This window comes from Mycobacterium sp. PSTR-4-N, from assembly GCF_022348085.1.
GTDB lineage: Bacteria > Actinomycetota > Actinomycetes > Mycobacteriales > Mycobacteriaceae > Mycobacterium.
Window position 1 is genome coordinate 44,600 of record NZ_JAKRFN010000012.1, and the last position, 13,898, is coordinate 58,497.

Annotated in this window: 13 protein-coding genes; 6 read left to right on the forward strand and 7 right to left on the reverse strand. The window is 67.2% G+C overall.

From position 1 onward, the window contains the following. Positions 1–72: 72 nt before the first annotated feature. Both MHN84_RS16935 and MHN84_RS16940 read left to right on the forward strand, forming a co-directional pair. Entirely contained in the window at positions 73–609 is a 537-nt protein-coding gene (locus MHN84_RS16935; RefSeq protein WP_241205669.1) for a diacylglycerol kinase family protein, read from the forward strand. Then, on the forward strand, positions 606–1,577 hold the full coding sequence (locus MHN84_RS16940; RefSeq protein WP_241205670.1) for a YihY/virulence factor BrkB family protein: 972 nt from the start codon (positions 606–608) through the stop codon (positions 1,575–1,577). Before MHN84_RS16935 ends, MHN84_RS16940 begins: the two co-directional genes overlap by 4 nt. Before the next feature lie 40 nt (positions 1,578–1,617). Here MHN84_RS16940 and MHN84_RS16945 read toward each other — a convergent pair whose 3' ends face one another. The 3 genes from MHN84_RS16945 to MHN84_RS16955 all read right to left on the reverse strand — a co-directional run bounded on the left by MHN84_RS16945 (position 1,618) and on the right by MHN84_RS16955 (position 4,984). Continuing rightward, positions 1,618–3,015 carry a GntP family permease gene (locus MHN84_RS16945; protein WP_241205671.1) on the reverse strand — a complete coding sequence of 466 codons (1,398 nt, stop codon included), beginning with the start codon at positions 3,013–3,015 and terminating at the stop codon, positions 1,618–1,620. Between the two features lie 63 nt (positions 3,016–3,078). After that, positions 3,079–4,041 carry a 3-hydroxyacyl-CoA dehydrogenase family protein gene (locus tag MHN84_RS16950; protein ID WP_241205672.1) on the reverse strand — a complete coding sequence of 321 codons (963 nt, stop codon included), beginning with the start codon at positions 4,039–4,041 and terminating at the stop codon, positions 3,079–3,081. 22 nt (positions 4,042–4,063) lie between these two features. Then, the gene (locus MHN84_RS16955; protein WP_241205673.1) at positions 4,064–4,984 is read right to left on the reverse strand and encodes a sugar phosphate isomerase/epimerase; all 921 of its coding nucleotides are present in this window, start codon (positions 4,982–4,984) and stop codon (positions 4,064–4,066) included. 176 nt (positions 4,985–5,160) lie between these two features. Here MHN84_RS16955 and MHN84_RS16960 point away from each other — a divergent pair, with 176 nt between their 5' ends. From MHN84_RS16960 to MHN84_RS16975, 4 genes are all read left to right on the forward strand, one after another. Next, positions 5,161–5,916, forward strand: a complete 756-nt coding sequence (locus tag MHN84_RS16960; protein WP_241205674.1) for a GntR family transcriptional regulator — start codon at positions 5,161–5,163, stop codon at positions 5,914–5,916. 93 nt (positions 5,917–6,009) lie between these two features. Further along, on the forward strand, positions 6,010–7,731 hold the full coding sequence (gene lerK, locus MHN84_RS16965) for an L-erythrulose 1-kinase (protein WP_241205675.1): 1,722 nt from the start codon (positions 6,010–6,012) through the stop codon (positions 7,729–7,731). Positions 7,732–7,744: 13 nt separating this feature from the next. Then, the gene (locus MHN84_RS16970) at positions 7,745–8,203 is read left to right on the forward strand and encodes a ribose-5-phosphate isomerase (protein ID WP_241205676.1); all 459 of its coding nucleotides are present in this window, start codon (positions 7,745–7,747) and stop codon (positions 8,201–8,203) included. Positions 8,204–8,217: 14 nt separating this feature from the next. Next, positions 8,218–8,988 carry a triose-phosphate isomerase gene (locus MHN84_RS16975; RefSeq protein WP_241205677.1) on the forward strand — a complete coding sequence of 257 codons (771 nt, stop codon included), beginning with the start codon at positions 8,218–8,220 and terminating at the stop codon, positions 8,986–8,988. Positions 8,989–9,005: 17 nt separating this feature from the next. On the opposite strand, the gene MHN84_RS16980 is transcribed toward MHN84_RS16975, so the two are convergent. The 4 genes from MHN84_RS16980 to MHN84_RS16995 form a co-directional block, all read right to left on the reverse strand. Continuing rightward, positions 9,006–10,478: an FAD-dependent oxidoreductase gene (locus MHN84_RS16980; protein WP_308192956.1), complete on the reverse strand. Its 1,473-nt coding sequence runs from the start codon at positions 10,476–10,478 to the stop codon at positions 9,006–9,008. Between the two features lie 227 nt (positions 10,479–10,705). After that, positions 10,706–11,539 (reverse strand): sugar phosphate isomerase/epimerase, encoded by an 834-nt coding sequence (locus MHN84_RS16985; RefSeq protein ID WP_241205678.1) that lies wholly within the window; start codon positions 11,537–11,539, stop codon positions 10,706–10,708. After that, entirely contained in the window at positions 11,536–12,729 is a 1,194-nt protein-coding gene (locus MHN84_RS16990; RefSeq protein WP_241205679.1) for a dihydrodipicolinate synthase family protein, read from the reverse strand. The genes MHN84_RS16985 and MHN84_RS16990 overlap by 4 nt, the downstream gene beginning before the upstream one ends. Continuing rightward, positions 12,726–13,880 (reverse strand): Gfo/Idh/MocA family protein, encoded by a 1,155-nt coding sequence (locus MHN84_RS16995; protein WP_241205680.1) that lies wholly within the window; start codon positions 13,878–13,880, stop codon positions 12,726–12,728. The genes MHN84_RS16990 and MHN84_RS16995 overlap by 4 nt, the downstream gene beginning before the upstream one ends. Positions 13,881–13,898: the final 18 nt, after the last annotated feature.

The window sequence follows — 13,898 nt, forward strand, 5'->3', positions numbered from 1 at the left end:
CTGCTGTCCCGCAACCTCGGAATCCCTCTCGACGTACACCGGGGTCTCGACGTCGCCTTCGACGACCACGCGGTGCCGCTCGACGTGGGTGACGTGGACGGCAGCACATTCCTGGTCATGGCGGGTATGGGCTTCGACGCTGCCATCATGGCCGAAGCAGCCGGGCCGTCGAAGGACCGCTGGGGGTGGCTGGCCTATGTCGCCGCCGGTGTGAAACGGCTGCGCTCTGAGGCAATGACCGTCGACGTCACCGCCGACGGACGCACCGTGGTTGCTGACCGTCGCGCCCGCACTGTGATCGTCGGCAACGTGGGCCACCTGCAGGGGGGTATTGCTCTGCTGCCGCATGCCGACCCGCGCGACGGTCTCCTCGACGTCGCGGTGGTGGCGCCTCGACGCCTGACGGACTGGCTGGCCGTGGCCTGGCGGATCCTTTTACGACGCACCGGTTCTGACGCACGGCTGACGCTGTTGCGTGCCGAGGACGTCCACGTCCACAGCCACCGGCCGCATCCTCGGCAGTTCGACGGCGAGGTACTCGAACCGGCGCGATCCCTGCGCGCCACAGTGCAACCCGCAGCCCTCCTGGTCAAGGTGCCTGCGCCATGAGCTCGGTACCTCGGGTCACCGAAACCACCGTCATGGTGGACGAAGAGTTGGGTGGGGACACCGCCTGGGCGACGTTTCGGAAGCACCGTCGGGAGATCGCCGTCGAGTCGTTCCGCCGGTTCCGATTCGGTGACGGCTTCTCGCATTCCCGGGCGCTGGGGTTGCAACTCGCGCTGACGCTGTTGCCGCTGATGATCGCCGCGGTGGGACTCGCGAACTCGTTGTACATGGACGATGCCGGCATGGTGATGCGCCGGACGTTGCTGTTTCTCACCCCGGGTCCGAGTGATCCTGTGGTGCGCACCGCCTTCGAGCACTCGGTAGCCGACGACGCCTCACAGATCGCGCTGTGGGTCGGTCTGCTGTTCGCGGTCATCTCGATGACCACCGGTATGGGCCAGGTCGAGCGCGGCGCCAACCGGATCTACGGAATCCAGCGGGATCGCCCCACCGTGCAGAAGTACACCAGAGCCTTCTCCATGGCCGTGATCGCCGGGTTCCCCGCGCTGGCCGGGTACGCGCTGCTGATTGCGGCGCCGGCGTTTTCCGAGGCGATCGAGGACATCTACGGTATCGACGACGACACGATCGAGTGGATAGCCCTTCCACTCGGCCTGTGCCTGCTGATGGCGGCGATCACGCTGATGTTGAGACTGGGCCCGCGGCGCCGGCAACCCAGCTGGTCATGGCTTGTGCTCGGCGCTGTGGTGACGCTGGCGCTGTGGCTGATCTTCACCGCACTGGTCGCCTTGTATCTCGCGTTCTCGGATCGATTGGGCAACGTCTACGGCCCGCTCACGGGTGTGGTGGTGCTGCTGCTCTGGTCGATGCTCAGCTCGGTGGCGATCTTCGTCGGCCTGGCCATCTGCGCTCAGACCGAGGCACGCCTGGCCGGGGGGCATCAAGGGGCCTTCGATGACCGGGAGGCAGAGCTCGCGCCGACAGGCAGCGACGACGGCGCGAGCTGACAATCGCCCGCGGTGGCTGCGCGAGCCGCCGCAGTGGGTATCAGCTGGCTATCACGTACACCACCGACGCCAGCCCGAAGGCCAGGAAGCCGATCGCCGTCGCGATCACCGACCACGTCTTCAAGGTCGTCACCGTGTCGAAGCCGCAGAATCGGCCGATCAACCAGAAGCCGGAATCGTTGACGTGGGAGAACGTGATCGAGCCCGCGGTGATGCCGACGACGACGGCCGCCAGCGCGATGGGATTGACGTTCATCGCCGTCACGGCCGGGGCCATGATGCCGCCGGCTGTCGTCGCCGCGACCGTCGCAGAGCCCTGCGCGACCCGGAAGACGACCGCGATCAGGAAGCCGGCCAGCATCACCGGCAGACCGAGCGCGTCCAGGCCGTCGGCGAGGGTCTGGCCGATCCCGGTTTCTGTCAGTACCCGGCCGAACGCGCCGCCGGCGCCGGTGATGAGGATGATCGAGCAGACGGGTGCGAGCGCATCATCGATCAGGTTCTCCAGCAGGGAGCCGATGGACTCGCGGCCCCGCCGCGGCACGACATACAGCGCCACCATGGCCACCAGGTCCGCGATCAGCAGGGCCATCGACGTCGTGCCGATGAGCCGGGAGAGCTGATACGCGAAGTTGTCCTCGCCCACCGCGCCGTCGGCCTCCAGCGTCGAGAACACCGTGTTGAAGAAGATCAGCATCAACGGCAGCAGCAGCACTGCCATGATGGTCCAGAATCCGGGCCGTTCGTCCTTGGGGTAATCCTTGGGCTCGCCGAGCAGATTCGGCACCGGCATGTTCGGATACCGTTTGGCGATCAGCAGACCCAGGCGGTAGCCGGCGAGATACCAGGTCGGCAGACCGACCAATAGCGCGACGATGACCACCATCCCGATGTCGGCGCCCATCACGGTCGCGGCGGCGGTGGGGCCGGGGTGCGGCGGCGTGAGCGCGTGCATCATCAGGAACGCGCCGATCGACGGCAGCACGTAGAGCATGAACGATCCGCCGAGGCGCCGCGCCACCGTGTAGATGATGGGCAGCATCACGATGAAGCCGGCGTCGAGGAAGATCGGGAACGCGTAGAACAGCGACGCCACGGCCAACGCGAGCGGTGCCTTGCGTTCGCCGAACCGCTCGAGCATCTTGTCGGCCAGAACCTGTGCGCCACCGGTCATCTCGACCAGACGGCCCAGGACTGCGCCGAAGCCGACCAGCAGCGCCACCGATCCGACAGTGGTGCTGAACCCGGCGATGACCACGTCGACGACATCGCCCATGCTGATGCCGGCGGCCAGGCCGGTCAGCACACTGACCACGATCAGCGAGAAGAACGCGTGCAGTCGCACCTTGACGATCAGGACAAGAAGCACCGCGATGGCGGCGAGGGCGATGACGACGAGCAGCGCGGTGGGTCGCTCTGCGAGGACTACTTCGTCCATGACTGTCTCTTTCGGGTCGGCAGATGTGGTGGCGGGTAGACGAATCCCCCGGTCTGCGAGTTGTCAGGAACCCTTGGGCGCCGGTCCGAGTTCGCGCAGCAGGTCGCCCATCCGTGAATAGGCCTTGTTCCGATAAGCGATCAGTTTCGCCTTGGTCTCGTCGTCGAAGTCACCGGTCAGACCCTTGCCGTTCTTGGTGCCCTCGCGACCTTCGGCGACGGCGTCGGTGAGCAGTTTTGGCGTGGCCATCCGTTTGCCGAACTCGTTCTCCAGCGTCGTGTATCCCTTGGCGTACACCGGAAGTCCTGCCTGATCGGCGATCGCGAACGGACCGAAGAAGCCCAGCCGGAAGCCGAAGGTGGTGCGGACGATGGTGTCGACGTCCTCCACCGTGGCCACCCCCTGCTCGACGATCAGGGTCGCCTCTTTCAGCAGGGCGTACTGCAGACGATTCAGCGCCATGCCCGGGGTGTCGGCGACCTGCGCGCCCTCGCGTCCGGCGCGGACCAGGAGATCCTTCACCGAGTCGATGACCTCCTGGGTGGTGGCGTCGCCGGCGACCAGTTCCACGCCGGGGATGAACGGAGCGGGGTTGGAGAAGTGCACGGTGAGAAAGCGTTCCGGGTGGGTGACCGCCTCGACGAGCACCTTGACCGGGATGGTGGAGGTGTTGGTGCCGATGATCGCGTCGGGTCGGGCGCTCGCGCAGATCCGGGCCAGCACGTCCTTCTTCACATCGGGATCTTCGAAGACGGCCTCCATGACGAAGTCGACGTCGGCGACGGCGTCCTCGATGCTGTCGCGTGCGCTGAGGTTGCCCATGATGGTCTTCGCGCTGCCCGGTTCGAAAAGACCCTGGTCCTCGAACTCGGTGGCTTCCTTCTCCAGTTGCTCGAGCGCTCGGCGGGTGGCCTCAGCGCTGACGTCGGCGATGGTGACGGTGAAGCCGTTCAGTGCGAGTACCTGGGCGATGCCGCCGCCCATGTATCCGGCGCCGACGACGGTGGCGGTGTTGATCTTTCGCATGCGATGTCCTTCAGATCGGTGTTCAGGCGAGCGCGGAGGCGAGGACCTGCTGGATGTACTCCCGGTTTTCCGCGCAGACACCCAGGGAGTCAGAGCCGTAGTGCTCGCAGCAGAACGGCCCCGTGTAACCGAGTTCGAGTGCCAACCGGATCATCTGCCGGTAGTTGATGTATCCGTACTTCAGCGGTAGCGGTGCCGAGCTGTACGCGCCCGTCGCCGGGTCGAAATCACGCGAGTAGTTCTTGATGTGCCAGAAGTTCGAATGGGGAAGGACTTTGGCGAACATCTCGCTGAAATGCGGCATCGGCCGGTGAAGTCGGATCAGGTTGCCCAGATCAGGATTGAGGCCGACCGCGTCGTGGTCGACGTCGAGCAAGAACTGCACCGCGTCATCCGGTGTCCCGATGTAGGTGTCCTCGTACATTTCCAGACTGATCTCGATGCCGTTGGTCCGTGCGTGGTCACCGAGCTCGCGGATGCGCCGGACGGCCAGGTCGCGCAGTGCCGGGTCATCGACGTGGCCCTCGACCAACCAGAACCAGATCTGGTCGGCCTGTTCGGGCGTCACCGCCTGCATGAACCCGGTGTTGACGATGGTGGCGCCGAACGACGGAGCCAGATCGATCAGGCGATGCGCGTCGGCGAGGTTCTGCTCTCCGCTTTCGACATCGACGACCGAACTGCGCGTCATGGAGATCGAGGAGATCGCCAACCCCTCGTCGCGGAGCACGGCGCGGAACTCCTCGATGCGTTGGTCCGACAGAGCGGCCAGCGGAACCCAGGCATCGGTGGGATCGATGTAGTCGAACCCCAGTTCGCGGACCTGCCTCAGCTGCGACGCCCACACCGCGGCAGGCGCGTCCTTGATGTGCCCGCCGTCGGGGGCGCGATTGCCGAAGCCGAGCATGTTGGCAGAGATCGGCCAGGTGTGAGCCGAGTGCATCCCGGACCTCCATCGTGGTGTGCGTCACAGCTTAATCAAATAGGATATAGGGAGTCGGGGTATCGCTGTCAACGTCGGGTTAAACTTGCTCGCTGATCAGTGCGGCGTGTGCCGCGACGGTGTGGCCCGGCCGACGTGTACGCGGGCCGCACCGCCGGGATGCGAAAGGGCCTGGAGTGGGAGCCGACGAGTACCCGATGGCGGTGCGCAGCACGCTGGTCGACCAGGTCTACGAACGCCTGATGGAGTTGCTCCTCGACGGCACGTTGCAGTCCGGGGACCCGATCAGCATCGACGGCACGGCCCGCCATCTCGGCGTCTCACCCACGCCGGTGCGGGAAGCGTTGGCTCGTCTGGAATCCACCGGCAACGTAGTGCGGGTCGCGATGCGCGGCTACCGCGTGCCGGAGATGCCCAGCGCCAAAGAGATCGCCGACATCATGGATGCCCGGCTGCTCATCGAGCCGCACCTGGCCGAAGTGGCCTGTACCAGGGCCGATGCCGGCCTTCTCACGGCCCTGGAGGAGGCGATCGAGGATCAGGAGCGGGCACCGCACACGGCGGAGGCGGCGGCGATCAGCGAATACCACCGCGCCGACGAGCGGTTTCACCGGCTCATCGCAGAACACGCCGACAACAGTGCCCTGTTGCGGGCGTACGACGCCTTGGGTGGCCACGGGCAACGCTTCCGGCTCTTCATCGGCGTGGGCGTTCAGGACGCCGGGCACGCCATCGCCGAGCATCGAGAGCTGCTGGCCGGGCTGCAGCGGGGTCACGGACCCGAGGTCTACCGGATCATGCATTCGCACATCATGGGGGTGAAGAAGCGGGCGCTCGCCGAGCACGCGCAAGCGGAGCGGACCCGTGGCGAGCGTCCTTCGCCGGCCCGTTCAGCTGCGCGGCAGCGAATCGGAGATCGTCCTCGGGGCTGACTCAGGTGCGCATGATCCTATACGATCGGGGTATTGCACACCGCGACCGCGGCACGTTGTTGCGCGGTCGACCGGAGCCCCAAGGACGGAACAATGACGTACCTCCTCAATTCCGCCGACCACTTCGCCGATGAGGCGGTCCGTGGCCTCGTCGCCTCCCATCCCGACCTCCTCGTCCAAGTGCCCGGTGGGGTGGCGCGTTGCACCCAGACCCCGCCCGGCCAACCGGCGCTCGTGATCGGCGGAGGTTCCGGGCACTATCCGGCGTTCGCAGGCTGGGTCGGGCCCGGAATGGGCCACGGCGCACCGTGCGGCAACATCTTCTCGTCCCCCTCGGCTTCCGAGGTGTACTCGGTGGTGCGCAACGCCGAGAACGGGGGTGGTGTCATCCTCGGCTTCGGCAACTACGCCGGAGACGTCCTGCACTTCGGTCTGGCGGCGGAGAAGTTGCGGCACGAAGGAATCGACGTCCGCATCGTCGCCGTCAGCGACGACATCGCTTCCAACAGTGCCGACAACCATCGCGACCGCCGCGGCGTCGCGGGCGATCTTCCGGTCTTCAAGATCGCAGGGGCAGCGATCGAGGCGGGGGCCGATCTCGATGAGGCCGAGCGGATCGCCTGGAAAGCCAACGACGCCACCCGATCTTTCGGCCTGGCCTTCGACGGGTGCACCCTGCCCGGTGCCGACGAACCGCTGTTCCACGTCGAGAAGGGCCAGATGGGAGTGGGGCTCGGCATTCACGGTGAACCGGGCGTTCGGGACAGCGAACTCGGCACCGCAGCCGAAATCGCCGATCTGCTGCTCGATGAACTCCTGGCCGAGGAACCCCGGCGGGGCGAGCACGGATACGACGGCCGAGTGGCGGTGATCCTCAACGGGCTCGGCAGGGTGAAGTACGAGGAGCTCTTCGTCGTCTACGGGCGCATCGCCGACCGACTCGGCGACCGTGGCCTCACCGCCGTCCGTCCGGATGTGGGTGAGTTCGTCACCAGTCTCGACATGGCCGGTCTCTCTCTGACTGTGGTGTTCCTGGACGACGAACTCGAAAAGCTCTGGCTGGCACCGGTTGTCACTCCGGCCTACCGCCGCGGGGCGATGCCGGACGTCGAGCGCGTCCCCCGCACCGGTATCTGGGACGCGGCGGAGGTGGAGATCCCCGAAGCGAGCGAACAGTCCCGGGCTCGGGCCGCGAGCATCGTCGCGGTGCTGGAGATGTTCCAGAACGTCTGCGAACAGAACGAAGCCGAGCTGGGGCGCCTCGATGCGGTCGCCGGCGACGGAGATCACGGCCAGGGCATGACATTCGGTTCCCGGGGCGCGGCGCAGGCGGCCCGGACCGCCGCGGAGCAGGGTGCCGGCGCCCGGACCACGCTGTTGCTGGCCGGTCAGGCGTGGGCCGATTCGGCGGGCGGCACCTCGGGAGCGTTGTGGGGTGCGGCGCTGACCAGCGCCGGTGGTGTCTTCTCCGACACGGAGGGAGTCACCGAGCAGGACGTCGTCGACGCAATCGGTGCGGCCATCGATGCGGTGATCCGACTCGGCGGAGCCAAGCCCGGTGACAAGACGATGGTGGACGCCGCGGTGCCGTTCCGGGAGGCGCTGAACGAGGCGTTCGACGGCCAGGCCGGTCCGGCCATCACCGCCGCGGCCGGCGTCGCCCGCGAAGCGGCCGACAAGACCGCGGACATCGCTGCGCACCTGGGCCGCGCCCGCGTGCTCGGCGACAAGAGCGTCGGGACCCCGGATCCCGGGGCCCTGTCGTTCTCGCTGTTGATGGCCGCGCTGGGCGAGCATCTGACACAACAACTTTGAGAAGGAGTCCACCATGACACTGAGGATCGTGGTCGGCGGCGACAACGCCGGCTTCAACTACAAAGAGGCGCTGCGCAAGGATCTCGAATCCGATGCGCGGGTCGAGGTGGTCGCCGACGTCGGTGTCACAGACGTCGGCGACACCACCGCCTATCCGAACGTCGCTGTCGCGGCCGCTCAGAAGATCGCACGCGGCGAGGCGGATCGGGCGCTGCTGATCTGCGGTACCGGACTCGGGGTGGCCATCGCGGCGAACAAGGTCAAGGGTATTCGCGCGGTGACCGCCCATGATCTCTACTCCGTGCAGCGCTCCGTGTTGTCGAACAACGCCCAGGTGCTCTGCATGGGGGAGCGGGTCGTGGGTCTGGAGCTGGCGCGGGCCCTCGTCCACGAGTGGCTCGATCTGGAGTTCGATCCGCAGTCGTCATCGGCGGCCAAGGTCGATGCCATCAGCACGTTCGAGAGCGACTGACGCGGGGCGATGACATGAGCCCGCTGTGGGTCGGCACCAGCTGGAAGATGAACAAGGGTCTCGCCGAGGCCCGTCGGTACGCGCGGGGTCTGGCCGACCATGTCGCACAGACCCGTCTTCGTGGGGTGCAGCCGTTCATCATTCCGTCCTTCACCGCACTGGCAGCCACGCGTGAGGAGCTGGGGCCCGACTCCGCGGTGTTGCTCGGCGCGCAGAACGCGCACTGGGAGGATCGGGGAGCGTGGACGGGGGAGGTCTCCGTCGTGCAGGCCAAGGACGCTGGCGCGCAACTCGTCGAGATCGGCCATTCCGAGCGCCGCGAGCACTTCGGCGAAACCGTCGAAACGACGCGGCTCAAGGTGGCGGCGGCGCTCGCCCACGGCCTCGTCCCGCTGCTGTGCATCGGGGAGAGCGCGCAGATCAAACACGCCGGCGAAACCTCCCAGTACATCCTGGGTCAGGCCGCCGGTGCACTCGACGGTCTGACCGCCGACCAGATGCGCGCCGTTCTCATTGCCTACGAACCCATTTGGGCAATCGGCGACGGCGGTCGCCCCGCCACCGTGGATGAGCTACGCCAGCCGTTCGCCGACCTGAACGAGGTCTACGGCGGCCGAGTCAGGGGGCTGCTCTACGGCGGCTCGGTGAATCTCGACAACGCCGAAGACCTGCTGAGCATCGATTCGGTGACCGGGCTGTTCATCGGCCGGGCGGCCTGGGAGCTGCCCGGTTTCCTGCAGCTCCTCGATACCGCCGCGGCACACCCGAAGGCGACCGGCTGTTGAGGCGCGGCACTCTGCGCTCATCGTCCCGGTGAGGCGGGCAGCGGTCCGCAGCGCAGATCGAAGCGTTCCCGCAACGTATCCAAGGTTCGGCGGGCGCTGGCGCGGTCGCGCCGGTGCCGGAGCAGGAAGGTCAGGGACCCCCGCACCTGACGGGTCAGGGGGTACCACGAGTCGACATTGGATCCGCACCCCAGGAACACCGACTTCGGCAGACGCTCGAACATGACGCTGAGGTTGTGCTGCGACAGGCACAGAATCCCGAACGGTAGGACGACTTTCGACTTTGCGCGCAGGTCGATGGCGTCCATCTCGTACAACGGCGCGTCGGCCAACTGGTCGCGGTAGAGCATGTGCGTCATGAAGTACGCCATGAACGACGTCAGATGCATTGTCGCCGAACGGGGTTGAATCGAGAGCACCGATCCGCCGGACGACAGGTACGGCTGGTAGGGCCCAGCATCGCGCAGGACGTACCCCGTGCAGTTGATGATCCAGCTACCGGGCTCGACCATGCGGCTCCGCCCGCTTGCGAACGTCATCACCGGACCGTCGGCCCCGTCGATCACGTCGGTGAAGCGGTCCATCACGACCTCGCGCAGACCGGCGGCGATGGCCCGGCTCTCGTCAGCAGACATGATGCCCAACACGTAGGTGTCGGCGCGCTCGGTGGGCCAGACGCCGTAGGTGTCACGGAACCAGCGGTTGGCCTCGTCTTCGTTGGTGCCGTCGAAACGGCTGAGCATCTGCGCTCCCGAGACGCTCGCCGGGGTTCCCGTCCACCACCGCCGGCGTCCCCTCGGGAACGTCTCGTCGCGGCTGAGGAAGTAGGTCCCCGATCCGGCGACCATCGACACCTCTCGATGTGGGTCGGCGGCGATGAGCGCGTGGGCGGTGTCCATTCCCGTCTTGCCGCCGCCGATCACCCAGACCGGTGCACCGTCGGAGGCGATCTCATCGACGTCGCAGAAGTTCGGCGACACCGAGCGCACCTGGTGGGACCGGACGGGCAGCGGGCCGTTCGGGGTCACGGCGAAGCCGGCCGCGTTGATGAGCCGTGGGGTGGTGATAGCGCGGGTGCGGCCATCGGCTGCGCTCACGCGCAGCGTGACGATGCCGTCGGACTCGGTGACGTCGTCTGATGCCCAGCCGAACATCGTGTCGACGGTGACGCGACGGCGGACGACGTCGAGGCAGTGGGTGAAGTGGTCGAGCACTTCGGATCGCGTCGCGAGGTGTCCGCGGTCGTATCCTTGGGTCCACCGGATGTCGCCGGCGGTGAACCACGGGTGTGGTTGGTGCAGACGGACGTACGGGTAGGTATCGACCCACATGCCGCCGACACGCGGGCGGCGGTCGACGAGGATGACGCGCTGCCCCCGGCCGAGATATTCGGACGCCACCGCAAGCGCGTTCATCCCGGCAAGGCCCGCTCCGACGATGCACAGGTCGCAGCTCTCGGTCTCCTCGCTCACCGCCGACTCGTCGGTCACCGCGCCACCCGCTCTGCTCGTTGCCTCCCGTGGGAGTGCCCGACATCAGCAAAGCAAAAACCTGGCGTCTAGATGAATGATTAATCGGTGCGGCTATCTCGATTGCCGCAGGACGCCAGCCTCAGGCCGTCAGCGTTCGCAGTGAGCGGTCGCCGCCGCAACGGCGCAGGCGGCGTCGGACGCCGATGCCCCCGAGCCCTTGAAGGAGTCCGGCGCGACAAGGACCTTCACTCTGACAGAGCGGGCAGCACCAACTCGCGATACCGCTGCTTCATCGTCTGCACGACCCCGCGCGGATCGGCGGACCACACGTCGGCGTTGAAGATCTCGACTTCTACGTCACCGCGGTAACCAGCAGCAGACACCATCGCGGTCACCGACGCGAAATCGATGACCCCGTCGCCCATCATGCCGCGCGACATCAGCGGGTCGGCAGCCATGGGCACCAGCCAGTCGCAGACCTGGTAACTGCTGATGCGCCCCTGTCTTCCGGCTTCAGCGATCTGCTGAGTCAACTCCGGGTCCCACCACACGTGGAAGGTGTCCACCACGACGCCCACGACATCCGCCGGGTGCGGTGCTGCGAGAGCGAGGGCCTGGGCCAACGTGGAGATCACCGCGCGATCGGCGCAGTACATGGGGTGAAGGGGTTCCAGAGCCAGCCGGACCCCGCACGCGGCGGCGTGAGGAGCCAGCGCGCCGATTCGGTCGGCGACCCGTGCGCGCGCCCCGGGAAGGTCCCGGTCCGGGACGCCGCCGACCACCATGACGAGTTCGGGGGCCCCGAGCGCGGCGGCCTCCTCGATGGCGCGCCGGTTGTCATCGAGTGCGCCGTCGTCGAACCCGGTGATGAAACCGCCGCGACACAGACTCGATGCACGAATCCCGTTGTCGGCCAGTGTCTTGGCCGATTCGGCGACACCGGCCTCGGCGACCCGGTCGCGCCACAACCCGACAGCGGGCAGCCCGGCGGCTGCCGCTCCCTCGACCGCTTCGCGCAGGCTCCACGAGTTCGTGGTCTTGGTGTTCAACGAGAGCCGGGCGAAGTCCGTGCCGGTCATTGGGTAATTCCGTTAAGTTCGAGGAACACGCGCATCCGGTGGGCCGCGCGGTCGGGATCTGCGAGCAGGCCGGCCCTGTCGGCGAGGACGAAGATCTTCGTCAGGTGCGTCACCGACCGTCCGGAGGCCAGTCCGCCGACGAGCGCGAAACCGGGCTGATGGCCGTTGAGCCAGGCGAGGAAGGCGATGCCCGTCTTGTAGTAGTAGGTGGGGGCCTCGAAGATGTGCCTGCCGAGTTCCTGTGTCGAATCGAGGATCTCGCGGGCGAGCACGGGATGACCGGCGTCGATCTCCTGCAGGGCCGTCGACGCGGCGGGATAGATCGCTGCGAAGATGCCGAGCAGGGCGTCGGAGTGTCCGTGCTCGTCGCCCATGATCAACTCGGGATAGTTGAAGTCGTCGCCCGTGTACAGCCGGACTCCCGCCGGCAGTGCCCGACGCAGCGCGACCTCGCGCCCGGCGTCCAGCAGGGACACCTTGACGCCGTCGACCTTGTCCGCGTTCTCCTCGATGAGGCGCACGAATGTGGCAGTGGCCGAATCGATGTCGGCGCTTCCCCAGTATCCGCGCAGCGCCGGGTCGAACATCTCGCCCAGCCAGTGCAGGATCACCGGGCGCTCCACTTCCGACAGCAGCGTCCGGTACACCGAGAGATAATCGTCGGCTGAGGTGGCCACGGCCGCGAGCGCGCGTGACGCCATCACGACCACCTGCGCACCCGCTTCGCCGATGGTGGCGATCTGCTCGCGGTAGGCGTCGGTCACCGTGGCCAGACCCGCCGTCCCCGAGCGGATGTCGGGGAGCTCGAGTTGATCGGTGCCCGCGCCACAGGCTAGCCGGCCTCCGACCGAAGCTGCCTCGACCGCGCTCCGGCGGATCAGTTCGGCGGTGGCGGCCCAGCTCATGCCCATGCCGCGTTGCGCCGTGTCCATCGCGTCGGCGACACCGAGGCCGTAGGACCACAGCTCATGCCGGTAGGCCAGCGTCGCGTCCCAGTCGAGATCGGCGGGCGCGCCGGGGGTGTTGTCGGCGGTCACCCTTGGCACGACATGTGCTGCGGCGTAAGCGATCCGCGATGCGATCGGCCGATCGGGCCGTCGCCACGCACCCGGCGAGGACAGCTGGTAGGACCGCACGGCGCCGTCGAGGGGGAGAGCGATGCGGGCGGTGGTGTCCGCGGTGAGGGTCACAGCACGATCTCCGGAACCTCGAGGCGCACACCGCGTGCGGAACTCTCGAGGCCGAGTTGGGCGAGCTGGACACCGCGTGCGGCCGAGAGCAGTCCGAAGCGATGCAACCGCGCGGCGAGCACGTCGCGCAGATACTCCTCCCACTGCAGCTTGAAGCCGTTGTCGAGGTCGGCGTTGGCCGGCACGTCGAGCCACTGGTCGCGAAACCTCTCGGTGACGGGCAGATCGGGATTCCACACGGGTTTCGGCGTGTGCGCGCGCTGCTGCGCGACGCAATTCCGCAGTCCCGCAACGGCCGAACCGTGGGTGCCGTCAATCTGGAACTCGACGAGTTCGTCGCGGTGCACACGCACCGCCCACGACGAGTTGATCTGCGCGATGACGCCGCCGGCGATCTCGAAGATGCCGTATGCGGCGTCGTCAGCGGTGGCGGCGTACTCCTTGCCTGCCTCGTCCCAGCGTGTCGGGATGTGGGTGACGGTCTTCGCGGTGACCGCCTCGACCTTGCCCAGCAGACTTTCCATGACGTAGTTCCAGTGGCAGAACATGTCGACGGTGATCCCGCCGCCGTCCTCGGCGCGGTAGTTCCAGCTCGGCCGCTGCGCCGCCTGACCGTCACCCTCGAACACCCAGTAGCCGAACTCGCCGCGCATCGAGAGGATGCGGCCGAAGAAGCCCTCGTCGACGAGTCGGCGCAATTTGACCAGGCCGGGCAGGTAGAGCTTGTCGTGGACGACGCCGGCCACGATGCCGGCGTTCTCGGCCATCCGGGCGAGCTCGATGGCCTCGACCAACGTTTCGGCCGTTGGCTTTTCGGTGTAGACGTGCTTGCCCGCCTTGATCGCGGCGGTCAGTGCCTCGACCCTGCGGGACGTCACCTGGGCGTCGAAGTAGACGTCTACGGTGGGATCGGCGATGACCGCGGCGGTGTCGGTGGTCCAGTGCTCGACACCGTGCCGGGCGGCGAGATCGGCGAGACGGTCGGCGTTACGGCCGACCAGGATCGGCTCGACGGCGACGCGTGAGCCGTCCTCGAGCGCCAAGCCCGAGTCGCGCAACGGCAGGATCGAGCGCACCAGGTGTTGGCGGTAGCCCATGCGGCCGGTGACGCCGTTCATAGCGATGCGCAGAGTCTTGCGGGCAGTGGTCATGGTGAACGTGCTCCATCG